The following is a 23107-nucleotide window of genomic DNA, read 5'->3' as shown; positions in this document are numbered from 1 at the left end:
CGGGCATCGATAGTTTGGGGATCCAGCCTCGCCTGCCTCCTTATGCTGGGCACCGAAGGTGTTTCGCGGGCGCGCAACTCACCCTCGGCTCTAGCGTGGTCAGCCGAAGGGGACGAGAATGGGCTCGTGCGTACCCCTCGCGCTGGAGGGGGCGGCGTCTTGATGAACGCCGCCGCCCGAAAGATTCAAAGTGTCTACCTCACGTTGACCCTCGGCAATACCCTTGCGGCCTCGTTCATCTGGGGAATCAACACACTCTTCCTGTTGGATGCCGGGCTAAGCAACCTCGAAGCCTTTGCTGCAAACGCCTTCTTCACGGCCGGAATGGTGGTGTTCGAGGTGCCCACTGGGGTGGTGGCCGACGGTTGGGGCCGTCGCGTCTCGTTCCTGCTTGGCACCGTGACACTGGCGGGGTCAACCTTCCTTTACTATTTGCTTTGGCAGTTTTCCGCCCCGTTCTGGTGGTGGGCGGTGGTATCGGTTTTGCTCGGCCTGGGCTTCACCTTCTTCTCGGGTGCGGTGGAGGCGTGGCTCGTCGACGCGTTGCGCTTCACCGGATACGAAGGCGGACTTGAGACGGTGCTTGGACGCGGACAGATGGTGTCCGGCGTCGCGATGCTGGTGGGCTCGGTAGCCGGAGGCGTGATCGCGCAGGTCACCAACCTGGGAGTGCCCTTCCTGGTGCGGGTGGGCGTGCTGGTGGCCATGTTCGTCGTGGCCTTCTTGCTCATGCGCGACGTCGGGTTCACCCCCGAACGCTCGACTCATCCCCTTCAGGCGACCCGCGCCGTCCTTGACGCCTCAATCGAGAACGGTTTGAAAAATCCACCCGTACGGTACGTGATGCTGGCAGCGCCGTTCAGTGCCGGCGTCGGGATCTATGTGTTCTACGCCCTGCAACCGTTCCTCCTTCAGCTCTTCGGAGACCCGCGCGCGTATTCCGTGGCGGGTCTGGCAGCGGCGATCGTGGCCGGAGCCCAGGTGCTCGGCGGGTGGATTGCACCCCGCATCCGGCGCCTCGTTCGCAAGCGCACCACGGTGTTGATCCTGAGCGGCGTGGTGGGCGCCTTGATCCTGGTGGTGCTCGGAATCACCCAGGTGTTCTGGGCGGCTCTGGTGCTCTTGACGCTCTGGGCAATGGTCGAATCGGCGGGCACCCCGGTGCGGCAGGCCTACCTGAACGACATGATCCCCTCGAAACAGCGGGCAACAGTGCTCAGCTTCGACTCACTCATGGGATCAAGCGGCGGCGTGGTAGTGCAACCGCTGCTCGGCCGGGCCGCCGATGTGTATGGCTACCCCACCTCGTTGGCGATCAGCGGTGTGATCGAGTTGATCGCCGTGCCGTTCCTGCTGGCGAGCCGTCGGCGCGGCTCCCTGGCCGATCAGGCCAACGCCGCGACTGCCACATCTGACGCGGAAACCCAACAGCTATAGGCCTACGGCAGCCGTGAAGCTCGAAGCACCGCGGCCTGACCGGCCTTTTCGGGTTCGAGCGGCACGGGGCTAATTAGCACAGCTGGGCCACGAAACAGGGTGCCGTCCGAAAGCGGCTGGCAGCGTATGCCGCCCCGCCCACGCATTGCGGCATGAGCCCCTGGAGCCAGCACCTGGTCCATCCAAGCGCAGGGGTGGGCGGGCCGCCCTCCCCGTAGCCGCACAAGACCATCGCGGGATACCAAGGCGAACTCCTCGCCTACCAGGGGAGCCAAGTGCGCTCCCCTGAGGACCACATTGCGGCGAGGGATGAGCGGGTCGAAGGGTGCGACGCCGAGCTCCGCGGCGATGGCTTCGAGGGCCTCAACGGCGATGAGAGTGACTGCGGCATCCATGTGCGCGGCCTTGCCGAAAAACCGGTCGCCGACAATGCCCTTACCATTGACGACTTCCACCTGCTCGGCATCCGTGGTGGGCACTTCAGCGGCACCGTCACGTGCACGTCCGAAGTAGGCGTGCCCCGGTGATACCAGCAGATGAAGGATCTCGACGTCGTATCTGTAGCTAGCCGTCATGACGTAAGGCTATGCCCGTCCCGGGTCAGTGGCACAAGGACGCCTTCTGGGGTATGCGGAGCTCGCCCGCGACGCGACACGCCGCCGACCGCTGCGCCCTCATCTGTGGCGGTCCCCTAATCCTCCACAGGGAACGCCACGCCTTCGCCCACCACGCGGAGGCACAGTTCCGTGCCGGGCTTGGTGATCGAAGCGTTCCAGTGGCGGATGGTGATGATTTCGCCACCTCCCGGGTAGGCCAAGGAGGCGCCGGCCGCGGCAACGCGCGGTGCGAGCTTGATCCGCACCGTAGTCTCGGGTCCGAAGTAGTCGGTATCCACCACCACGCCGCGGATGGGGCCGTCGGGGGCAATCCGGATCTGTTCCGGACGAAGCATCAATTGGACCAGGCCTTGCGCCGGCGGACGGCGTACGGGAATTCCGCCCAGCGAACACGTGGCCAGGGAGCCTTCCATCCACGCGTTCAGGATGACGGCGTCACCCAGGAACTCGGCCGTGGCCCGATCGGCGGGACGGGTGTACACCACGAACGGGTTGCCGATCTGCGCCAACTTCCCGCCGCGCATGATGGCCACCTGGTCAGCGAAGGAGAGGGCCTCGGCTTGATCGTGCGTCACCAGGATGGTGGTGACTCCAGCCTCATTCAGCACCTTGGCCACTGCGCGTCGGGTGGCTACGCGGAGGCCGGCGTCGAGGGCGGAGAACGGCTCGTCGAGCAGCATGAGCTCCGGTTCGCGGGCCAAGGCGCGGGCAAGCGCAACCCGTTGTTGCTGGCCTCCCGAGAGCTGGTGGGGCCGCCTCTTGGCCATGTCCGCATCGAGGGAAACCATCTCCAGCAGCTCCTGGACCCGAGTCTTCACGGCGCGGCGGCCGCCGTCGAGCGCTGAGCTGTCCAGACCGAACGCGATGTTCTGCCCCACCGTAAGGTGGGGGAAAAGCGCGCCGTCCTGGGCAACATAGCCAACGTGGCGCTTGTGTGCAGGCAACCAGACGCCGTTCCCGGCCACCGTGGTGCCATTGAGGCTGATAGAGCCGGTAGCCGGGTGTTCAAAACCGGCGATCAGGCGCAGCAGGGTGGTCTTGCCGGATCCGGAAGGCCCAACGATCGCGGTGGTCCCGCCCTTCGCCACGGACAGGTTCACGCCCTTCAACACGGCCTGGGAACCGAAGTTCTTGGTGACCTCGGCGATGTCCAGGTGCGTGTTGGTGGTGGGCGCCACTGACGCCGCGACGCGGGGTGCCGGAAGCCTTGAGGGGGATTGTTCGGTCACTGTCCGGCTACTTTCTTGGACTGTTGGAAAAGCAAGTACGTCATGGGGGCGGACAACAAGATCATGAGCAGGGCGTAGGGCGCCGCGCCCGAGTAGTCGATCTCGCTGCTCTTGCTCCAGAATTCGGTGGCCAAGGTGTGCGTGCCGTTGGGGGATAGCAGCAGTGTTGCCGTCAGCTCATTGACGATGGCAAGGAAGACCAGCGCTGCTCCGCCTGCGGCAGCGGGAGCGGTGAGCCGCAGGGTTACTTTCAGGAAGGACGCGAGGGGTGTCTTGCCGAGCGACTGCGCGGCTTCGTCGAGTTCCTTGGGAGCCTGGGCCAGGCCGGAGCGGATGTTGACCAGGGCGCGCGGCAGGAACAGGAGCACATAGGCAGCAATCAGGACCCCCGAGGTCTGGTAGATTCCCGGGACCATTCGGATGCTCACTGTCACGAACGCGAGGCCCACCACGATCCCGGGCAGGGAGCTGGTGATGTAGTTGGAGAGCTCCAGCATCTTGCTGAACCAGCTGGGGTGCCGCACGGCCAGATACGCCATGGGGAAGCCGACGACGATTGTCGCCGCGGCGCCGACGGTGCCATAAGCGAGGGTCTGGAGCAGCGCCGGAAGGAACTCGTCGGCAGACCAGACGCGGGCGCCGCCCGCAAACACCCAGCGCAGGACGAACCAGATCGGCAATCCGAAGGCCAACACCGTGAGGGCCAGCAGGGCGAGCTGGGAGGGAATCTGGTAGTGGCGCAGCGGCAACCGAATCGGCTTGGCTTGGGCCCCGGAACCAACGCGGGCGTAGCGCGCGCTACCGCGGCTCCTGACTTCCACCAGGAGCAGGATGAGGCAGAAGAACACCAGGACGCTTGCCAGCATGTTGCCCGCGGTGCCGTTGAACGTGGACTGGAACTGGGTCATGATCGCCGTAGTGAACGTGTCGAAGCGGATCATCGCGAACGCACCGTATTCGGCCAGCAGGTGCAGGGACACCAAGAGTCCGCCACCAGTCATCGCGATCCGCAATTGCGGCAGGACAACCCGGAAAAAGACGGCCCAGGGGCCCAGGCCAAGGGATGCAGCGGACTGCTCAATGGCTGGATCAAGGCGCCCCAGCGTTGCCGCCGCAGGAATGTAGACAAGGGGGAAGTAGGACAGCGTGGCAATGAGCACGCCGGACCAGATGCCCTGAAGCGATGGGACCGCGGACACCCACGAATAGCTGTTGACGAAGGCCGGAATGGCTAGGGGGGCCGCCAGGGCCACAGCCCACCAGCGATGCCCCCGCAGTTTGGTGCGTTCCACGAGCCACGCGCCGCCGACTCCGAGCACCAGGCAAATGGGCACTGTGAAGACCACCAGCATGACGGTGTTCAGGAGCAGCTCGCCGACGCGCGGCCGGAAGATGAGCCCGACGGCGGTGTTCCAGCCGGTGGCAGCCGTCATGTAAGCGACGTACCCCAGCGGGATGAGCGAAAACAGTGCGATTAGCACCGCTATGAGGGATATTGCGGAAACGCCGAAAGGCGGGCGGGGGCGCTTGCCCCGGCCCGCCGTCGTCGTGCTCTTCGAAGTCTTTGAAACTACGGGAGCCGATAGATCAGTGGTCACAGAATTACAGCAGTCCTGCCTTGGTCATCAGGTCGGTTACCTTCGCGGAGTTCAACTTGGCGGGGTCCACGGTGGGAGCCTGCAGATCCTTGATGGGAACGAGCTTAGCGTTGGAGTCCACCTTGGAAGCAACGGCGTATTCAAAGGAGGTGCCGTTCTTGAGGACTTCCTGGCCCTGCTTGCCGGTGATGAACTTGATGAAGGCCTGCGCAGCTGCAGCGTTCTTGGAGGACTTCAGCACGCCGCCGCCGGAAACGGACAGGAAAGCGCCCGGGTCCTGGTTCTTGAAGAAGTACGGGGTGACGTTCTTGGAGTTCTCGCCGGTCTTGGCCTGGTCGCCAAAGTAGTAGTAGTGGTAGATCAGCGCCGCGTCGACCTCGCCGGCGTTGACTGCCTTCATGGCGGTGCTGTTGCCCTTGTACGCCTTGAAGTTGTCCTTCATGCCCTTGAGCCACTCTGTGGTGGCAGCCTCGCCCTTGAGCTCCAGCAGCGCGGAAACGATCGCCTGGAAGTCAGCGCCGGTCGGCGAAGCGGCCCACTTGCCTTTCCACTCCGGCTTGGCCAGGTCCAGCATGGACTTGGGCAGCTTGTCGTCGCTGATCTTGTTCTTGTCGTAAACCAGAACGGTGGAGCGGGCGGCGATGCCGGTCCACTTGTTGGTGGAGGGGCGGTACTCGGCCGGGACCTGGTCCACGGTGGCCTTGTCGATGTCGGCGAAGAGGCCGGCGTTCTCAACCTGGGCCATGGCGGGGGAGTTCTCCGTGAGGAAGACGTCGGCCGGGGACGCCGCGCCTTCCTGGACGATCTGGTTGGAGAGCTCGGTGTCGGAACCCTGGCGGACGGTGACCTTGACGCCGGTCTCCTTGGTGAACGCGTCCACCCATTCCTTGGTCAGCGTGTCATGCTGGGCGTTGTAGACGGTGATTTCGCCAGCCACTTTAGCGTCAGCGGAGGCAGAGCCGGTGGCTGCGGAGGAGGCGGCGCCATTGCCACAAGCGGCAAGGCTGAGGGCGGTGGTGGCGGCGAGTGCGATGCCGGCCAGCGCTTTAGCGCGAATCTTCATGAGGGCTACTTTCTGCGAGCAAGTCCTGGGGAGCCCGGGGGAAGGAAATGCGGGCTCACAGGTTGAAACTTTAGGTTAGCCATACCTAAATTTCCATCCAGAATGCCTGATCGTGACGGGAATCACATGTATTACGCAAGGTTTACGTGACCTAATCTCCCGCTACTGGTGCCTGGCCTACTGGACCGTTGGTGTTCCGCGAATCGGGCGCGGACTCTGCATCCACGACCTCTCCTGCGGCCTACTTTTCCGCGAGCTCGGTATAGAGCTTTTGGACGAGGGCCTGGATGTCGTCGCGGACCAGGCGAATGCGATCCATCCCTTCAATGCCGCGACTGGAAGGCTCGTCGATTTCCCAGGTTTCAAAACGGGCCGTGCCGTGGGGTTCAAGTTTGGCCTCAGTACCCAGGACAACAACGACGTCCACGGCCTCAAGTACCTCGTCCGTGACGGGTTTGGGGTGCTCGCCCGTGATGTCGATGCCGAGTTCGTTCAAGGACTCCACGGATTCCGGGTTCAAACAGTTTCCGGGCTTGGTTCCGGCGGAGTGGATCGCGACGGCGTCTCCGGCCAGATCCCGCATGAGCCCTGCTGCGAGTTGGGACTTGCCGCCGTTCTTGCTGCAGACGAAAAGGACACTCGGTACCTTGCTGATTTCAGTCATGCCTATGATTCTTCCTTCTGTTTGGACGTGCCAAGGTTTGGATGTGCCCGCTATCAGGTGTGTGGGTCAGAGTTCGCCGGAGCGTCCATGGGACAGTCCGGTGCGGAACCCGACAAGGACCGGTTCCGGGGCGGCGCAGCAGCCGGTTTCCTCGGTTGCGGTTGCGGTTGCGGTTGCGGTTGCGGTTGCGGTTGCGGTGGCGGGGTCCGTGGCGCGTGCGTCGCAGCTGTTGCCTGCATCGGTGGAGCAGACTCCGGTCTCGGGCAGTTCGAGCTGGACGGTGTCGGCCGCTGCCTGGTCTCCGGCGAGGGCGGCGGCAACGGAGCGGACCTGTTCGTAACCGGTGGCCAGCAGGAAGGTCGGGGCCCGGCCGTATGACTTCATGCCGACAATGTAGAAGTCCTTCTCCGGATGGGCGAGCAGCTTGTCGCCGTGCGGGGGCACGGTGCCGCAGGAATGGAATTCGGGGTCGATGAGCGGACCCAATTCGACCGGTGCTTCGACCGCGGGGTCCAGATTGAGGCGGAGCTCGCTCAGGATGCCCAGGTCGGGGCGGAAGCCGGTACAGGGAACGACGACGTCGGCCTCGAGGGTGCGGCCGTTGACGGCTTCGACGCTCACGTGGGAGTCCAGGGATTTCAGGGCCGCGATGCCGAATCCGGTATGCAATTCGATCCTTCCGGCCTTAACCAGGCGGCGCAGCCTTCCGCCAAGCTGGCCTCGCGCGGGCAGCCCATCGGCGTCCTCGCCGCCATAGACCTTTTCTGCGGACGCACCGCGCACGGCCCACATGATCCGGGTTCCGGGTTCGTCCTTAGCCAGCTCCGTTAGGTTAATCAGGGTGTTCGCTGCCGAGTGCCCCGCGCCGACCACGAGGACGCGGCGTCCGGCGAAGGAAACACGATCCCGTGCGGTGACGTCGGGCAGGGGCGAGGAGATCCGGTGCACAGCGGTGTTTTCGCCGATGGCTGGCAGTCCGCAGGTGCCCAGTGGGTTGCGGGTGGACCAGGTTCCGGAAGCATCGATGACGCCTGCCACGGTGTGGTCCCGGACCTCTCCGGCTCCGTGGTCGACGCGGACGAGGAAAGGGGTGTTGTCGCGGTCCCGGACGTGCGTCTTGTCCAGGCCGGCACGGGTGACCGCGATGACACGGGCACCTGTCTGAAGGCGGGAGCTGATGGCCGGAAGTGCGGCTAAAGGCGCGAGGTAGTGGTCGATGATCTCCCCGCCATAGGGCAATGCGGTCAGGCGGGGGCTCTCCCAAGCGGAGGCCTCGAGCAGACGGACGGCGGCGGCGTCGAGGTTGAACCGCCAGGGCGAGAACAGGCGGATGTGCCGCCATTGTGCGACTGCGGCACCCGCGGCCGGACCCGCTTCGAAGATGACAGGTTCCAGGCCGCGTTCGAGCAGGTGCGCGGCGGCGGCCAGGCCGATGGGTCCGGCGCCGATCACGGCAATCGGAAGGATGTTTTGTGCATCCATGCTGTCCTCTGTTTCATCCGAGAGTCTTCTAGCGGTCTAGCGCTACTTTGCCGGCGTGAGGGATTCGATCAAGCCCTCAATGCGGGTCTTGATCTCGTCGCGTATGGGGCGCACGGCGTCCACACCCTGGCCAGCAGGATCCTCGAGGACCCAGTCCTCATAGCGCTTGCCCGGGAAGTAGGGGCATTCGTCGCCGCAGCCCATGGTGATCACGACGTCGGATTCCTTCACGGCTTCCGTGGTGAGAATCTTGGGGATCTCGGCGGACATGTCGATGCCCACCTCGGCCATGGCCTCGACGGCGGCCGGGTTGACTTTGTCCGCGGGTTGCGAGCCGGCAGAGCGGACCTCGATCCGGCCCTCGCCAAGGGTGGTGAGGAAGGCGGCGGCCATCTGGGAGCGGCCGGCGTTGTGGACGCAGACGAAGAGGACGGAGGGCTTCTTCACGGTTTCAGCGCTCATGAGAGGACCTTTCGATCGGCCGCAGCTACGGCCGGGGTGGGAGTGGTGGGGTAGAGGGCGCGGATCAGGAAGAACCCGGCAGTGCCGCCCAACAGTTGGGCGAGGACGAAGGCCGGCGTGGAGGCCGGAGCGATGCCCGCGAAAGTGTCGGTGAGGGTCCGGGCCACGGTCACGGCGGGGTTGGCGAAGCTGGTGGAGCTGGTGAACCAGTACGCGGCCGTGATGTAGCCACCCACTGCGAAGGCCACCCGCTCGGCCCGCTGCGATCGGACGGTCCCGAAAATCACCAGGATCAACCCGATAGTCGCGATGATCTCGCCAAGCCACAGCCCCGTCCCGGCGCGTTCATGCGTGGACAAGGTTACGGCGTCGAGACCGAACATCAGGTTGGTGATCACGGTCCCGGCCAGGCCGCCGCCGAATTGGGCGGCGATCAGGCCCGCAGCGGTGCGCGTGTCCACCATCCCGAGAGCCCGTTCCACCAAAGTCACCACGGGATTGAAGGATGCCGAGACAGGTTGCAGGGCTAGGATCAGTGCCACCAGTGCGGCGCCGGTGGCGACGCTATTCTGTAGAAGCTGCAGGCCGACGTCGTTCGGCGAAAGACGCGAGGCCATGACGCCGGACCCCACCACGGCCGTGACCAGGAAAGCGGTGCCCGCGAACTCCGCCAGCACCTTCCGTCTCAGCACACTCACCGGCTCTGGCCCCCGATGAGGGCGGCAAGGTTTTCCAGAGCGTCGGTGCGCGCCCGGTAGTAGACCCACACGCCGCGCTTTTCGCGCTCCAGCAACCCCGCTTCGTGCAGGACTTTCAGGTGGTGGCTGATGGTCGGCTGGGACAGCTCAAAGGCGTCATTGAGATCGCAGACGCAGGCTTCGCCGCCCTCGTGGGACGCCACGAGGGACATCAGCCGTAGCCGCACCGGATCGCCCAGCGCTTTCAGCAACGGAACGATTCCGTCGGCTTCCGTTTCAGACAACGGTTCCCGGGAAAGCGGTGAACAACAAGCCACCGCCTGGACGGGAGCTAACTCCAGAGGTATAGACACGCGTATATATTTACACTTATCGATATTGACGGCAAGGCGGGCCGGATTTCTTGCGGCACTCGATAAGCTGGCCCCATGCCCGGACTCGCCGAATTCACGCCGACATTCCTCGGCGTTGGCGTCTTGATGGCAGTCACGTTGGCACTGCTTTTGGCGTTCCGCGCCCCGCATCCCTTCGCACCCGCACTCGCCATTCTCCGCGGAGCCGTCCAACTCGCCGCGATCAGTTTCGTTCTGGGTGGCGTGATTACCAGCCCACTGTGGGTCGCCGTCGCGCTTCTGGTCATGTTCGCGGTGGCCGCGACGAGTGCCACCCGGCGCATCGGATGGAGCCTGCCCCACTTGGGCTTGGTCAGTGGCTCGATGGCCGGAGGCATAGCAATAACTCTCGCCGTCATTTTCGCCACGGGTGCCATCGCGTTCACCCCTCGCTACGCGCTCGCAATTGGCGGGATCGTGATTGGCAACGGAATGACCATCGCCGTCCTGGCCGGCCGGCGCTTCAAGGAATCGGTCTATGAGCATTGGGAGGAGGTGGAAGGCTGGCTCGCACTTGGCGCCACCCCGAGGCAGGCAACCCTGGATCTTGCGCGGCGCACGGTCTACTCGGCCTTGATTCCTTCCACCGATCAAACCAAGACGACGGGACTCGTCACGTTGCCCGGTGCGTTCGTCGGGGCGATCTTTGGCGGGGTCTCGCCGCTCGAAGCGGGGCGCTTCCAGATTGTGGTGCTCGCGGCAATCATGGCGGCCGGCTCCATGACGGCCGTGATGATCATCGGCATCCTCGCTCCGGTACGCGTCCGTCCGGCGACGCTCCGCTGACACCGGCTAGCCGGCGGTTTCCGGCTTGTCGGATTGGTGAACCTGAGGCCCCGCTCGAACGGAAAGATTGACGGGTTCAGGACCGGTTCCGCACTCAACGCAGCAGCCGTCGTCGGCTCCGGATCCTTGAACTGCGGGAACGCCCGGCACGGCGCAGCAGACGTCTCCGCGCCATGCGCTGAAGCCCACCCGGACTGCGATTGCTGCGATCACCAAGGCCGAGCCGGCGTCGGCCCACCACCAGCCCAGCAGACTGTTCAGGACAAGGCCCGCGAGCAGGACCGCAGAGAGGTACGTGCACAAGAGGGTCTGCTTGGAGTCGGCGACGGCGGTGTTGGAGCCAAGCTCCCGGCCGGCCCGCCGTTGAGCCCAAGATAGGACAGGCATGATGAGCAGGCTCAAGCCGGCGATGATGATCCCAGCCGTGGAGTGCCGGGCTTCACCCGCGCCAGTGAGGGAACGTACCGCCTCGACTGACACAAATGCTGCGAGGGCGAAGAAAGATATGGCGATGATTCTCAGGGTCAGGTGTTCGCGCCGTTCCGGATCCTTCGCGGAGAACTGCCAGGAAAGCGCCAGCGCAGAGGCCACCTCGATCACCGAGTCCAACCCAAATCCGATGAGCGCCGAGGAATCGGCGACATCGCCTGCCCAGAGCGCCGCCCCGGCTTCAACGACGTTGTAGGTGATGGTGGCCGCTGCGAAAAGCTGGATCCTCCGGCTCAGGACGGCCTTGCGCTCCGGCGTCGGAGCGTGCATGAGAACCGTCACGTGAGGCACCGGCCGTCCGGGGCGCAGCATGACGGATCGACTGCGAGTACGACGCCGATCAGATCCTTGATCGCGTGGCCCAGGCGTTGATCGGCCAACTCATAGAGGCTGCGCCGCCCGTCCGGGACGGCGACCACGAGCCCGCAGCCCCGCAGGCAGGTCAGGTGATTGGACATGCTCTGCCTCGAGACGCCCAAGGACTCGGCGAGATCGGACGGGTAAGCGGCTGCTTCCGCCAAAGCCAGAAGGATGCGTGCCCGGGTCGGATCTGACACCGCATAACCGAAGCGTGCCAGCACGGAAGCATGAGTCATGGTCTCCATGTCCTCAAAGTACATTGTTCGATGTATTCACGCAATTCTGTATGAAAATGCGCTGATCGCGGACCGATAAATCATGGACGGCGTTCGATGACTGGAGCGACGCGGATCTGCGGCAAGCTAACGCGAGCGAGCCTCCGGCCGACAGTAGGAACTGAACCGCCCTCCCCACAGTGCCTTCCTACCTAAAGCAGAAACGGCCCATGATCGTTGTCACCCGCCTGAACGGCACCCGCTTTGCCGTGAATCCGGACATCATTGAACGGATCCACGAAAGTCCGGACACCCATCTGGTGACCCTCGACGGCGCTGCTTACGTTGTGCAGGAGAGCCTCGCCGACGTCGTGGAACTGATTGCGAATTACCGGGCATATATCCTTCGGCGGGCACAGGATCTCCCCACCGTGACGGGCTACCCCTTGAGCCTCGTTCGAACACCGGACCCGGACGGAAGGTAAGCCGTGGATCCCTCAACAATCATTGGCCTGTTCCTGGCCTTCGGCTCCGTGGTCGCCATGGTGACCCTCGAAGACGCCAACCTCATGGCACTCCTGCTTCCCGCGCCGATGGTCCTGGTTTTCGGTGCCACCTTGGCCGTAGGCCTGGCTGGGAACACTTTCCGCGACACCATCCGGGCATTCAAGGACTTGCCCAAGGCCTTCAAGGGGAAGACGGATAAGCCCCAGGACAGCATCGATCAGCTGATCGGATTTGCCGAGAAGGCCCGCAGCGAGGGACTGCTGACCCTTGAAGAGGCAGCTACCCAGGAAAAGGATCCCTTCCTGGCCCGGGCCCTCCAGAACATCGCCGACGGAACGGATGCCGAGGAGTTGCGCATCCTCATGGAAGACGAGATCGACACCAAGATGCGCAGCGATCACGTCTCTGCCAAATTCTTCGCCAGCCTGGGCGGCTACGCACCCACCATCGGCATCATTGGCACGGTGGTATCGCTGACCCACGTCCTTGAGAACCTTTCCTCGCCGGACCACTTGGGACCCATGATCGCCTCGGCATTCGTGGCTACCCTGTGGGGTTTGTTGTCGGCCAACTTCATCTGGCTGCCGTTCAGTTCCCGGCTCAAGCGCCTGTCCGAGTTGGAAATCGAACGCATGACGCTCCTGATGGAGGGCATGCTTGCAGTGCAGAATGGGACCCAACCGCTGCTGCTCGCCGAGCGGCTCCGCGCCATGGTCCCCGCTGAGAAGCTCGGCAAGGAGAAGTCCGCAAAGAAGAGCAACGACGACGAAGGCCGCCCCGGCAAATTCGCTTCGTCCAAGGCCGCATGAGGTCCCGGCGCCGCCGTGGCTCACCTCCGGCGGAGGAGCACGTCGACGAACGCTGGATGGCTTCGTATATGGACATGGTCACTGTCCTAATGTGCATGTTCATCGTCCTGTTCGCGATGTCCACGGTGGACCAGGCCAAATTCGACAAACTCCGCAATTCGCTCGCGACCGGCTTCGGGACCGTCGCCAGCCAGAAGGTGGACACGGCCACCGGCACGGTGGTTCCGCCGGAGTTCACCCACGCCGACGCCCAAGGATTCTCTTCCTTGGACCTCGCGCTCAAGGAAGTGGACCGGCTCACCGCTTTGCGTGACGACATGAAGTCAAAGCTCGACGCCGCGGGGCTAGGGGCCAACGTGCAGTTCCAGATCGGCGAACGCGGACTCACCGTGAAACTCGTAGGATCACAGACCTTCTTCGAACCCGACCGGCCGGAGCTCACTGCCCGCGCAAGCCAGGTCCTTGGCACTATTTCCCCCGCTATGGTCAGTGCGGGTCTTGAAGTCATGGTGGAAGGTCACGCCGCCAACGGAATCACCTCCTACCCCTCTACCTGGGAGCTTTCTTCAGCGCGTTCCGTCAACGTCCTCAGGTACCTCGTGGACCATGGAGGCATTCCAGCAGCCCACATAGGTGCGGTCGCATTCGGCTCGGCCCGGCAGGTGAATGACGATTCCACCGAGGCGCTGATGGAGCTCAACCGGCGCGTCGACGTCGTCGTGCTCTCGGACAAACCAGAAGTGGTCCGCGCGCTGATCCCCGAGGCGCTCAAGGCGAGGGCGGGCCAGTAGCGGGCCCGCACGCGCGAGCGGCCGGTGCGGGACGGCGTCGGACTCCGTGGTAAAGCCCAGCGTGCCGAGGTACGCTCGTGGCATGACCCCGGAGGATCTTGCCAGGCTCACCTACTTGCGCCGGGCCCGTGACCTGATCGACCGCGAGTACGCCAAGCCCCTCGACGTGCCGACCATGGCCAGCCATGCCTTCATGTCACCGGCACACTTCTCGCGGCAGTTCCGGGCGGCTTATGGCGAGACCCCCTACAACTACCTCATGACCCGCCGGATCGAGCGCGCCATGGCACTCCTGCGCGGCGGAATGAGCGTCACCGACGCCTGCATGGAAGTCGGTTGTACGTCCCTCGGCTCCTTCAGCTCGCGGTTCACCGAACTCGTGGGAGTGACGCCCAGCATCTACCGCACGCGCGAGCACCTCGCAGTGGCAGCCATGCCTGCCTGCGTGGCGAAGATCCGCACCCGGCCCAGTAAACACGAACGGTCCAGCCGAAAAGAAGAGAGCAGGATTCAAGAAGCGCTCGTTATCGCCGCGGACTAACGTCATTGTCATGACCATTTCACTTCAGTACTCACACATCACTGTCAACGACCCCGACGAAGCTCTCACCTTCTACCGGGACGCCCTCGGCCTCGAGGTGCTCAACGACGTCGCGCAGGGCGGCTTCCGTTGGGTCACGCTCGGCAGCTCGGACCAGCCGGGTGTTGAAATCGTGCTTTCCGAACCGCACGCCGGCCGTTCCAAGGCCGACGGCGATTCCCTCCAGGAGTTGCTCACCAAGGGAGTCCTGGGGCCCATCGTCTTCCGCTCCGACGACGTCGACACTCTCTTCGAGAAGGTCAGAGCGTCCGGCGCGGAGGTCATGCAGGAACCCATCGACCAGCCGTGGGGTCCCCGCGACTGCGCCTTCCGCGATCCCTCGGGCAACATGGTGAGGATCAACCAAGCACCGGCGGCCTAGGCCAGCCATTCATTACTATCGGAGGTCTCGTTTCACATCCGGAGCGGGACCTCCGTCGCGTTTTCGACACCCTGTATTGCCTGCGACGCGGAGACGCCCTGTGTGTCAGCCAGTGATTTTCAGTGTCGCCAGCATTTACCCGTGTCGCCAACGAACATAGGTGACTCGCGTCCGCCCAATAAGTAGTCCCTTACGCCCGCCCTTTCCTTGCCGATAGTGGCAACCGTGAGTGAACAGGAAGATCAGTTGGCGGGACGGCAGCGCACCGTGGACGTCTATGACTTCCGCAGGCCCACCACTTTGCCGCGCCAGCACAGCCGCGTCCTGGAGGTCGCTTTCGAGACCTTCGCGCGCCAATGGGGGACACAGCTCACGGCCAAGGTTCGCGTGAAATCCACCGCCACCTTGGAACAGCTCATCATGCAGAGCTATGACGAATACGCGGCTTCCCTGCCTTCCGTCACCTCGATGGTGCTGTGCCGTATTGAGGGCAGCGAGTCGCGGCTCGTCATGCAGTTTCCCGCCACGGCAGCCCTGTCCTGGGTGACCCGCATGTTGGGCGGAGGCACCGAGATGGCTGTCCCGGATCGAAAGTTCACCCAGATCGAGCAGGCCCTCATCAGCCGCATGGTAGAAGACGGGCTGGAAGACCTGAGCTATTCGCTCGGCGCCCTTCTGACTACTCCTGTGCGCATGGACGTCATCCAGTACAACTCCCAGTTCGCCCAGGCAGCGGCTCCGGCGCAACTGATGATCGTGGCATCATTCACCGTCAAAGTGGGCGAAAGCCTTGCCGCAGCTAGTCTCGCGATTCCCGCCGACGTCCTCCTTTCCGGGCTCGGCGACGTAAATCCCACGGTCCACAGCCGCGACGCCGAGGCGTTGGTCCGCGCCCAGGTCGCCCAGGTGCCGGTGGATGTCGCCATCCAGTTGAGCCCCACACCGGTGACGCCGGCACAGATCCTGGGCCTCGCCGTCGGGGACGTCATCCCGCTGCCGCACCTGGAGAACCGGCCGTTCGACGTCGCCATCAGCGGCACCCGGCTGGCTACCGCCGCCCCCGCCCGCAACGGCTCGCGTGCAGCCGCAGTCATCGTCACAATCGAGGAGAACCAGCGATGAGCATCACCCTGACCCTGCACGAGTCCGCGGCCGAGCGGTTGGCCGCCCAGTTGCCGACTCCTGCCGCGCTGCACGTCGCCGGCATCGTCCCCTCCCAGGGGGCTGCGCCGTGCGCACCCCTGGCGATCACGGCCACCTTCGTGGGCGCCCTGACGGCGGACTTCGCGCTCATCCTCACGGACCGTTCCTTCCTGGCCGCTGCAGGTGGCGCCCTTCAAGGGGCCCTGCCCGGTGGCGCAGTCTCCGCCGTCGACGTGCTGCGCCCCGCGATGGAACAAGCAGCTGAGGCGTTCGACGCCGGCGTGCTGGGCGAGTTGCGCGAGGAAGACGCCGCGGGGCTGCTCTCCGACCCCGAAACCGCTGTTTTTGAACTTCGCCAGTCCCCGGCAGGTGGCGGACAGGCATTCGGCTGGTTCGCCGTCCGGGTCCGAGAACACGGAACCGTGCAGGATACTCCGGCCGCTCGTGCCAGCCAGGCCAGCGCCGTTTCTTCCCGCCTCGGACTGATCAGCAACGTCGAAATGGCCCTCACAGTGGAGATCGGACGCACCCGCATGTCCGTGCGCGACGCCCTCGCCCTGGAACCGGGCAAAGTGATCGAACTGGACCGCTCGGCCGGTGCGCCCGCGGATGTCCTGCTGAATGGCCGATTGATCGCCCACGGCGAAGTTGTTGTGGTGGACCAGGACTACGCGGTGCGCATCACCCGCATCCTCGACGTCGCCGAGGGAATCTACTAGATGGATTCGCTTATCCTCGGGCTGCGTGTGCTCGTGGCCCTGGGTGCGGTGCTGGGCCTCATATGGTTCCTGCAACGCCGCCTTCTCAAGGGCAAAGGCAAAGGCCGGCGCCGGGCCAGTACCACCCTGGCGGTGGTGAGCCGGCAGACCGTCGGCCAAAAGGCCTCGGTAGTGGTGGTCGACGCGGGGGACAAACGATTCCTCTTGGGCGTCACAGAGCACGCGATCAATGTCCTGCACACCAGCGACGTCCCCGTGGAGCTTCCGGAAACCACGACGGCGGAGGCCCGGGTTCCGGGGGCGGCGCGGGTTCCTGCAGAGCGCCAGGAACTGGTGCGGCAGAGCTATCCGGCACCGGAAAGCTTTGCCGACATCTTCCGCGACGCCAGCAGTACACCGCTGGCGGAAAATTGGCCCGAAGCCACTGAACCCCAAGCCGGTAGGCTCACGCGCCGCAGCGAGATCCACCGCCGCAGCGAGCTGGACAAGCAAGGGCAAGCCTTGCACGGATCCATCCTCGCCGGCTCAACGTGGCGGCAGGCCGCCGAGGCCATCAGGGGACGCCGCAGTTGATCCTGACTTTTGGGACTGTCGATGGCCGCCGCATGGCCAAAGTGCTGCTCGCAGTGCGCATGCCGCTGCCCGCGGTGCTCTGTGTGCTGCTGCTCACGGCCCTGTTCCTTTGGCTGGGCATGTCCGCCGGACATGCGGCCCCGATCGCCCCGACGCCACCCACCGCTCCCGCGGTGCCGAGCGCGCCGGCCCAGCCGTCCAGCGGCAACGTCAGCATCGACATCAACGGGCTGGACGGTAAGCCTTCCACCGCAGTAGTGACGCTGATCGGGATCACGCTGCTCTCCGTCGCTCCTGCCCTGCTGCTGATGATGACCTCGTTCACCAAGATCTTCGTGGTGCTGGCAATGACCCGCAATGCCTTGTCCCTGCCATCCATCCCGCCCAACCAGGTCCTGGCCGGGTTGGCGCTCTTCCTGTCCCTCTTTGTCATGTGGCCCGTGGTTTCGGAGATCAACAACGTCGGAATCCAGCCTTACCTGAACGGGACGTTGGACTTCAACGGCGCCGTTTCTGCCGGATCCGCCCCGCTTCAGCACTTCATGGTGGCCCACACTCGGCAAGAGGACATTGCCCTGATGACCCGAGCGGCCAAACTAGCCAATCCGGCCAACCCGGAATCCGTCCCGCTGCAAACCCTCATCCCGGCGTTCATGATCTCCGAGCTCCGCGCCGCGTTCATCATCGGCTTCGTCATCTTCATCCCGTTCCTCGTGATCGACCTCGTGGTCTCGGCTGCGCTGATGTCCATGGGCATGATGATGCTTCCGCCGGTGATGATCTCGCTGCCCTTCAAAATCCTGCTGTTCATCCTGGTGGACGGTTGGGGCCTGGTGATTACAGCCCTGATCCAGAGCTATTCGAGCGGCTGATGGATACCAACGCAGTCCTGGACATCTGCCTCCAGGCCATGATCGTGGCCGCCAAGCTTGCGGCGCCAGCCCTGGTCACCGCGCTGGTAGTGGGACTGGCCATTTCCCTCTTGCAGTCCATCACCCAGCTACAGGAAGCCACCCTGTCCTTCGTGCCCAAAGCCGTGGCCGTGGCCGTTGCCCTGGTGGTGTGCGGGCACTGGATGATCACGGAGATGGTCTCCTTCACCAACGAGCTCTTCGCCCGGATCCCCGGGCTGATCGGGGGAGCGTGAAGTGGAGCTCCCCATCACCCAATCGGGGCTGGAGGTCCTCCTGTTGGCCTCCATCCGGATGATTGCTTTCCTCATGGTGGCTCCTCCCTTCTCCCACCACGCCATACCAGCGCGCATCAAGGCCATGCTGGGCCTCGGCCTGGGACTGGCCGTGTCGCAGCGGCTCTCGGTGGGTTATACCCCCAAGGACACCGCCGGCTTCATGACGGCCGTTGTCCTTGAGCTCGTGACTGGACTTGTCCTGGGCTTCCTCGTTTCCTTGGTGTTCGCGGCCATCCAATCGGCGGGCAGCCTGCTGGACCTCTTCAGCGGCTTCCAGATGGCCCAGGGCTTCGATCCTCAAATGATGGTCAACGGCGCCCAATTCACCAGGTTGATGCAAATGGCCGCGCTCGCCCTCCTCTTTGCCTCCGACGGCTACCAATTGGTGATCGGCGGCCTGACCGGGAGCTTCACCGCGTTGCCGCTGGCCGGAGGACTGGACCTGGCACAGCCTGTGCAAGCGATGGTCTCCGCCGTCACCGGAATGTTCCTTTCGGCGGTGCAAATCGCAGGGCCGCTTTTGGTGGTCCTGGTGCTCGCCGACATCGGACTAGGACTCCTCACCCGCGTTGCACCGGCTTTGAATGCTTTCGCTCTGGGCTTCCCGCTCAAGATCTTCATTACCCTGGCGCTTGCCGGGTTCCTCTTCCTCGCCCTGCCACGGCTCGTCGCTATGCTCGCCGAACAAACGGCAAACACGCTGATGGGGGTGGGCTGATGTCGGATTCACAGGAAAAAACCGAGCTAGCCACTGACAAACGAATGCGGGAAGTCCGTTCCAAGGGGCAGCTTTCCCGTTCGCAGGACCTCACCGCCTGGCTCGCCGTCGGTTCCGCGGCTGCCATGATTCCTTCGACCATTGAGCGGGCGTCCAACACGGCGGCGGACCAACTGTTCAGCGTCCGCAGCGTGATTGCCCACCCCGAGCCCGCCAAGGCCGTCGCAGCGCTTGAAGCCGGGCTGGGTTCCTTGGCCCAGGTGTTGGGGCCTTTGTTCGTGGTGGTCATGGTGGTGGTCCTGGCAGGATCCGCGCTGCAGGGCGGCATCCATTTCAAGAAGTTCCGGGCTGAGTTTGAGCACTTCAACCTGGTCAGCGGCATCAAACGGATCTTCGGTGGGCAAGCGCTGTGGGGCGGCCTCAAAGCGCTGCTGAAGACCGCCGTCGTCGGGCTTGTCCTGTACACGGTGGTGGAGGGCCTCATCCCGGTGCTGCTCACCGCCGGGGGCCTGCCGGTGTCCGGCGTCCTTTCCGCCGCGGCAGGCGGCATCGGTTCGCTCATCCAGTTCGCCGTGCTGGCGGGCTTGGTCCTGGCCGCCGCGGACATCTTTGTGGTCATGCGCCGGAACCGCAAGAAGACGCGTATGTCCAAGAAGGAAATCCAGGACGAAAACAAGAACAGCGACGGCGATCCCCTCATCAAGTCGCAGCGCCGCTCGCGCCAACTGACCATGAGCCGGAACCGCATGATCGGCGCCATCGCCGACGCCGACGTCGTTCTCGTCAACCCGACGCACGTCGCCGTTGCGCTGAAGTACGACGCCGGCAAAGCGGCACCGCGCGTTGTGGCCAAGGGAGCGGGGGTCATCGCTGCCCGCATCAGGGAAGAAGCCGAGGCGAAATCGGTTCCGATGGTGCAGGACATCCCGCTGGCTAGGGCGCTGCACTCGGCCTGCGAGCTAGGCCAGGAAATCCCGGTGGAACTGTACCGGGCCGTGGCGGGAGTCCTGGCGTTCGTGATGTCGCTCAAGGCCAGGGGCGCTGCACGGGGAATGCATCGTATGCCAGGCGTTGCGGGAATCCCCGCACCAGCCACCGCAGGAGCCCCCGCATGAGCCGTAGCTCGCAGATCGCACCCAGCAGCCCCTCCACCCCGGACAGGACAAAGCAATGAACAACAGATTCGCCAGGCTCACCGTGCCGGTGGGAATCGTGGGCATCGTGCTGCTGCTGGTGGTTCCCGTGCCGGCGCCGCTCCTGGACTTCCTGATCGTCTGCAACATCCTGTTGGCCCTGCTGATCCTGCTCACCAGCATGTTCGTGAAGAAGCCGCTGGACTTCTCGGTGTTCCCGTCCTTGCTGCTGGTGGCCACGCTGTTCCGGCTGGGGCTCAACGTCGCCTCCACCCGGCTGGTGCTGGGCCAGGGCTTCGCCGGACAAGTGATCGACGCCTTCGGCAAGGTCACCGTGGGTGGTTCCATGATCATCGGCGCCGTCGTGTTCCTGATCCTGGTGGTCATCCAGTTCGTGGTGGTCACCAAAGGTGCCGAACGCGTGGCCGAGGTGGGTGCGCGATTCACCTTGGACGCTATGCCGGGCAAGCAGATGGCCATTGACGCGGATCTCAACGCCGGCCTCATCACTGATGCGCAGGCCCGTAAGCGCCGCGCCGAGGTGTCCGCCGAGGCCGACTTCTACGGTGCCATGGACGGCGCTTCGAAGTTCGTCAAGGGCGATGCCATCGCGGGCATCATCATTATCATCATCAACTTCGTGGGCGGCATCGCCATCGGCGTGCTGCAACGCGGCATGAACGTAGGCGACGCGCTGAACTCCTACGGCCTGCTGACCATGGGCGACGGGCTCGTCACCCAGATCCCGGCCCTCCTCATGGCCGTGTCCACGGGCATGATCGTGACCCGGTCCAATGCCGAGGAGGACATGGGCCGCACGGCGTCCTCGCAGCTCATGCAGTCACCCAACGCAATGCTCATCGCCGGACTGGCCGCAGTGGCCATGGCGCTGATCCCCGGTATGCCCATCCTGCCGTTCCTGCTGGTGGGCGCCTTCCTTCTGTTCGCTTCCCGGCGTTTGGCGGCGCAGCAGAAGAAGCAGCTCAAGGAGCAGGACGCCGAGGAAGCAGCCACCCTGAGCTCCGAAGAAGACCCCAACGAACGGCTCATGCAGGACATGCGTGTCCACCCTGTGGAGATCCTGTTGGCCCCGGGCCTTGTGGACATGGTCTCCGGCGCATCGGACGATCTCCTGGCCCGTGTTCGTTCACTGCGACACAAGATCGCCATGGAGTTGGGGATCGTGATCCCGCCCGTCCGCACGCGCGACAACGTGGAGCTGCCACCGGCGAACTACGCCATCCGCATTGCCGGCGTCGAAGCAGGACGCGGCACGGCGCCGTCGGGCAAGTTGCTCGCCCTCGGCGACTACCTTGACGCGCTCCCCGGCACCTCCACCGTGGAACCGGTCTTCGGGCTGGCGGGAAAATGGATTCCCACGGAAATGCGGCACAGTGCCGAAATGACCGGGGCAACCGTGATCGACCGGGTTTCCGTGCTGGTGACGCATTTGTCATCGATCGTTTCCGCCAACGCCGCAAGGCTCCTTACCCGCGAGGACGTCCGCGTGCTGACGGAAGGTGTGCGCAAGCAGAGCCCTGCCGCCGTCGAGGAACTCATCCCCGGGCTCATGTCCCTTGCCGAAGTGCAGCGGGTGCTGCAAGGCCTCCTCGAAGAACAGGTTCCCATCAACGATCTTCCGCGCATTTACGAGGCACTCGCCCTGCGCGCCAAGGTTTCCACCGAACCCGAGGCGTTGGTGGAAGCCGCCCGGCAATCCCTGGGACCAGCGCTCGCAGCCAAGTTCCTGGACGGAACGGTGCTCAATGTGATCATGATCGATCCGCTCCTGGAACAATCCATGCTCGAGGACATGCGCCCGGCCGAAGGAGGCACCCAGATCGTCATGGGCCAAGCGCGCCTGGACTCCGTTCTGGCTTCCGTACAGGCTTCGGTGGACGCCGCGGCCGCCGCCGGACGACAGGCCGTTTTGGTCTGTGCGCCGGCTTTGCGGCCAGCCGTGCGGCGGCTTGTGGCGGCTCCCGACGGCGGCGTTACCGTGCTGTCCTACCGTGAAGTGACGTCGGCCAACATCCAGATCGAAACCGTGGGGGTGGTCCGCCATGCCGAAGCAATACAAGCTTAAGGGCACGTCCCTGGACGTCATCCGGCAGAAAGCCGAGCAGCAGTACGGTCCGGGGGCACGGATCGTCTCCGCCGAGAAAGTCACCAATCCGGGGATCGCCGGGCTCTTCGCCGCTAATCGCTACGAGGCCACTATCGAAGTTCCGGCCGTCGTTCCAGCTCCCCTCGTCGTCTCGGACAAGAGCGAAGGGGACACGACGGCGGTGGCCCACCTTGGCGCCGCGGCGCACGCGCTGCAGGGGCCTGCCATCGCCGCGCTGCTTGAGCAGGCCGATGCGGCTGAAGTGGACCTTCACCGACCCGCGGCGGCTGTTTCGACCGACTCGCCGGATTTCGCCGGGCTCTTGGAACAGTTAGGCAGGGAGTTCCAGCCGCCTGCAACTGAACCGAGGCCCCAAGGTGTGCTGACCGCATTGCCGGCCGCCGCCGTCGGGCACGCTGTCCCGGTACCGGCACCCGCGTCCGTGCCGGTACCCGTGCTGCTAGCCGGCAGCGGCAACCTCATCATCCTGCTGGGCCTCGGCGACGACGCCTTGGGTCCGGCGCTGGAGATGTCCATCGCGGAGGGTGGATCCGACGTCCGGACAGCGGGGGAGTTGACTGCGTTCGGGCACCTCCACGTGGCAGGGCGCCAGGGCGCGACGGCGGCCCGCGCCCAAGCCGTGCTCACCGGCCAAACGGTGCTCGTGGCGTATGGACTCGGGAGGCCAAGCGAAGCCGCGCCGCAGGCGGCGCACATCGCCGGCCTCGCCGCAGATCAGCTGTGGCTGGTCGCCGACGCCGGGCGGAAAGCGGAAGACACGGAGGCCTGGGTGCGGGCACTCTCGGCCGCGCTGGCCGCCGAGCGTGTCACTCTCGATGCCCTCGCCGTTTTCGGTGCGGCGGAGACCGCGAGTCCGGAGACGGTCAACGGACTCGGCCTTCCCATCGGCTGGGTGGACGGCAAGCCCGCCCGCGTCGCGGTGTTTGGAAAGGTAGATTGAGAG

The 23107-nt window shown here is 64.7% G+C and carries 27 protein-coding genes; 16 read left to right on the top strand and 11 right to left on the bottom strand.

Annotated elements, in window-relative coordinates; all coding sequences use genetic code 11:
• Positions 1-162: 162 nt before the first annotated feature.
• Positions 163-1437 (top strand): MFS transporter, encoded by a 1275-nt coding sequence (locus HNP00_RS08665; protein ID WP_184738201.1) that lies wholly within the window; start codon positions 163-165, stop codon positions 1435-1437.
• 2 nt (positions 1438-1439) lie between these two features.
• On the opposite strand, the gene HNP00_RS08660 is transcribed toward HNP00_RS08665, so the two are convergent.
• The 9 genes from HNP00_RS08660 to HNP00_RS08620 all read right to left on the bottom strand — a co-directional run bounded on the left by HNP00_RS08660 (position 1440) and on the right by HNP00_RS08620 (position 9597).
• Complete coding sequence (locus tag HNP00_RS08660) at positions 1440-2012, bottom strand: MOSC domain-containing protein (RefSeq protein ID WP_184737961.1); 573 nt, start codon at positions 2010-2012, stop codon at positions 1440-1442.
• Between the two features lie 116 nt (positions 2013-2128).
• A complete protein-coding gene (locus HNP00_RS08655) occupies positions 2129-3283 on the bottom strand; it encodes an ABC transporter ATP-binding protein (protein ID WP_184737959.1) in 1155 nt (384 codons plus the stop codon).
• Positions 3280-4881, bottom strand: coding sequence for an iron ABC transporter permease (locus HNP00_RS08650; RefSeq protein WP_184737957.1), 1602 nt, complete (start codon positions 4879-4881; stop codon positions 3280-3282). The genes HNP00_RS08655 and HNP00_RS08650 overlap by 4 nt, the downstream gene beginning before the upstream one ends.
• A 4-nt stretch (positions 4882-4885) precedes the next feature.
• Entirely contained in the window at positions 4886-5944 is a 1059-nt protein-coding gene (locus HNP00_RS08645) for an iron ABC transporter substrate-binding protein (RefSeq protein ID WP_184737955.1), read from the bottom strand.
• Between the two features lie 241 nt (positions 5945-6185).
• A complete protein-coding gene (locus HNP00_RS08640) occupies positions 6186-6608 on the bottom strand; it encodes a low molecular weight phosphatase family protein (RefSeq protein ID WP_184737953.1) in 423 nt (140 codons plus the stop codon).
• 66 nt (positions 6609-6674) lie between these two features.
• On the bottom strand, positions 6675-8090 hold the full coding sequence (locus tag HNP00_RS08635) for an FAD-dependent oxidoreductase (RefSeq protein ID WP_184737951.1): 1416 nt from the start codon (positions 8088-8090) through the stop codon (positions 6675-6677).
• A gap of 42 nt (positions 8091-8132) precedes the next feature.
• Positions 8133-8552, bottom strand: a complete 420-nt coding sequence (locus tag HNP00_RS08630; RefSeq protein ID WP_184737949.1) for an arsenate reductase ArsC — start codon at positions 8550-8552, stop codon at positions 8133-8135.
• Positions 8549-9250 (bottom strand): aquaporin, encoded by a 702-nt coding sequence (locus HNP00_RS08625; RefSeq protein WP_184737947.1) that lies wholly within the window; start codon positions 9248-9250, stop codon positions 8549-8551. The genes HNP00_RS08630 and HNP00_RS08625 overlap by 4 nt, the downstream gene beginning before the upstream one ends.
• Positions 9247-9597 carry a helix-turn-helix transcriptional regulator gene (locus HNP00_RS08620; RefSeq protein ID WP_184738199.1) on the bottom strand — a complete coding sequence of 117 codons (351 nt, stop codon included), beginning with the start codon at positions 9595-9597 and terminating at the stop codon, positions 9247-9249. Before HNP00_RS08620 ends, HNP00_RS08625 begins: the two co-directional genes overlap by 4 nt.
• Before the next feature lie 81 nt (positions 9598-9678).
• Between HNP00_RS08620 and HNP00_RS08615 the strand changes: the two genes are divergently transcribed.
• Complete coding sequence (locus HNP00_RS08615) at positions 9679-10428, top strand: ABC transporter permease (RefSeq protein WP_184737945.1); 750 nt, start codon at positions 9679-9681, stop codon at positions 10426-10428.
• Positions 10429-10434: 6 nt separating this feature from the next.
• Here HNP00_RS08615 and HNP00_RS08610 read toward each other — a convergent pair whose 3' ends face one another.
• The gene (locus HNP00_RS08610) at positions 10435-11187 is read right to left on the bottom strand and encodes a cation transporter (RefSeq protein WP_184738197.1); all 753 of its coding nucleotides are present in this window, start codon (positions 11185-11187) and stop codon (positions 10435-10437) included.
• A gap of 8 nt (positions 11188-11195) precedes the next feature.
• Positions 11196-11522: a helix-turn-helix transcriptional regulator gene (locus tag HNP00_RS08605; RefSeq protein ID WP_184737943.1), complete on the bottom strand. Its 327-nt coding sequence runs from the start codon at positions 11520-11522 to the stop codon at positions 11196-11198.
• Positions 11523-11722: 200 nt separating this feature from the next.
• On the opposite strand from HNP00_RS08605, the gene HNP00_RS08600 reads away from it, so the two are divergent.
• The 14 genes from HNP00_RS08600 to HNP00_RS08535 all read left to right on the top strand — a co-directional run bounded on the left by HNP00_RS08600 (position 11723) and on the right by HNP00_RS08535 (position 23104).
• A complete protein-coding gene (locus HNP00_RS08600; RefSeq protein ID WP_184737941.1) occupies positions 11723-11977 on the top strand; it encodes a flagellar FlbD family protein in 255 nt (84 codons plus the stop codon).
• 3 nt (positions 11978-11980) lie between these two features.
• Positions 11981-12808: a motility protein A gene (locus tag HNP00_RS08595; RefSeq protein WP_184737939.1), complete on the top strand. Its 828-nt coding sequence runs from the start codon at positions 11981-11983 to the stop codon at positions 12806-12808.
• Positions 12805-13599 (top strand): flagellar motor protein MotB, encoded by a 795-nt coding sequence (locus HNP00_RS08590; protein WP_184737937.1) that lies wholly within the window; start codon positions 12805-12807, stop codon positions 13597-13599. Before HNP00_RS08595 ends, HNP00_RS08590 begins: the two co-directional genes overlap by 4 nt.
• An 82-nt stretch (positions 13600-13681) precedes the next feature.
• Positions 13682-14140, top strand: a complete 459-nt coding sequence (locus tag HNP00_RS08585; RefSeq protein ID WP_184737935.1) for a helix-turn-helix transcriptional regulator — start codon at positions 13682-13684, stop codon at positions 14138-14140.
• A gap of 10 nt (positions 14141-14150) precedes the next feature.
• Positions 14151-14561 carry a VOC family protein gene (locus tag HNP00_RS08580; RefSeq protein ID WP_184737933.1) on the top strand — a complete coding sequence of 137 codons (411 nt, stop codon included), beginning with the start codon at positions 14151-14153 and terminating at the stop codon, positions 14559-14561.
• Positions 14562-14786: 225 nt separating this feature from the next.
• Complete coding sequence (locus tag HNP00_RS08575; protein WP_184737931.1) at positions 14787-15683, top strand: flagellar motor switch protein FliM; 897 nt, start codon at positions 14787-14789, stop codon at positions 15681-15683.
• Positions 15680-16423, top strand: a complete 744-nt coding sequence (fliN, locus tag HNP00_RS08570; RefSeq protein ID WP_184737928.1) for a flagellar motor switch protein FliN — start codon at positions 15680-15682, stop codon at positions 16421-16423. Before HNP00_RS08575 ends, fliN begins: the two co-directional genes overlap by 4 nt.
• Positions 16424-16996 carry a flagellar biosynthetic protein FliO gene (fliO, locus tag HNP00_RS08565; RefSeq protein WP_184737926.1) on the top strand — a complete coding sequence of 191 codons (573 nt, stop codon included), beginning with the start codon at positions 16424-16426 and terminating at the stop codon, positions 16994-16996.
• A 59-nt stretch (positions 16997-17055) separates the two neighbouring features.
• Positions 17056-17868, top strand: a complete 813-nt coding sequence (gene fliP / locus HNP00_RS08560) for a flagellar type III secretion system pore protein FliP (RefSeq protein WP_395893805.1) — start codon at positions 17056-17058, stop codon at positions 17866-17868.
• Complete coding sequence (gene fliQ, locus HNP00_RS08555; RefSeq protein WP_184737924.1) at positions 17868-18143, top strand: flagellar biosynthesis protein FliQ; 276 nt, start codon at positions 17868-17870, stop codon at positions 18141-18143. The genes fliP and fliQ overlap by 1 nt, the downstream gene beginning before the upstream one ends.
• A gap of 1 nt (position 18144) precedes the next feature.
• Positions 18145-18903, top strand: a complete 759-nt coding sequence (locus HNP00_RS08550; protein WP_184737922.1) for a flagellar biosynthetic protein FliR — start codon at positions 18145-18147, stop codon at positions 18901-18903.
• A complete protein-coding gene (locus tag HNP00_RS08545; protein WP_184737921.1) occupies positions 18903-20018 on the top strand; it encodes a flagellar biosynthesis protein FlhB in 1116 nt (371 codons plus the stop codon). The genes HNP00_RS08550 and HNP00_RS08545 overlap by 1 nt, the downstream gene beginning before the upstream one ends.
• Positions 20019-20073: 55 nt before the next feature.
• Positions 20074-22122 carry a flagellar biosynthesis protein FlhA gene (locus tag HNP00_RS08540; RefSeq protein WP_184737919.1) on the top strand — a complete coding sequence of 683 codons (2049 nt, stop codon included), beginning with the start codon at positions 20074-20076 and terminating at the stop codon, positions 22120-22122.
• Positions 22100-23104: a hypothetical protein gene (locus tag HNP00_RS08535; RefSeq protein WP_184737917.1), complete on the top strand. Its 1005-nt coding sequence runs from the start codon at positions 22100-22102 to the stop codon at positions 23102-23104. Before HNP00_RS08540 ends, HNP00_RS08535 begins: the two co-directional genes overlap by 23 nt.
• The last annotated feature ends 3 nt before the right edge of the window (positions 23105-23107 follow it).

Origin of the sequence: Arthrobacter sp. AZCC_0090 (assembly GCF_014207375.1) — a bacterium.
GTDB lineage: Bacteria > Actinomycetota > Actinomycetes > Actinomycetales > Micrococcaceae > Arthrobacter.
Note: the sequence above shows the minus strand (reverse complement) of the source record. Positions and strands in the feature narration are given on the sequence as shown.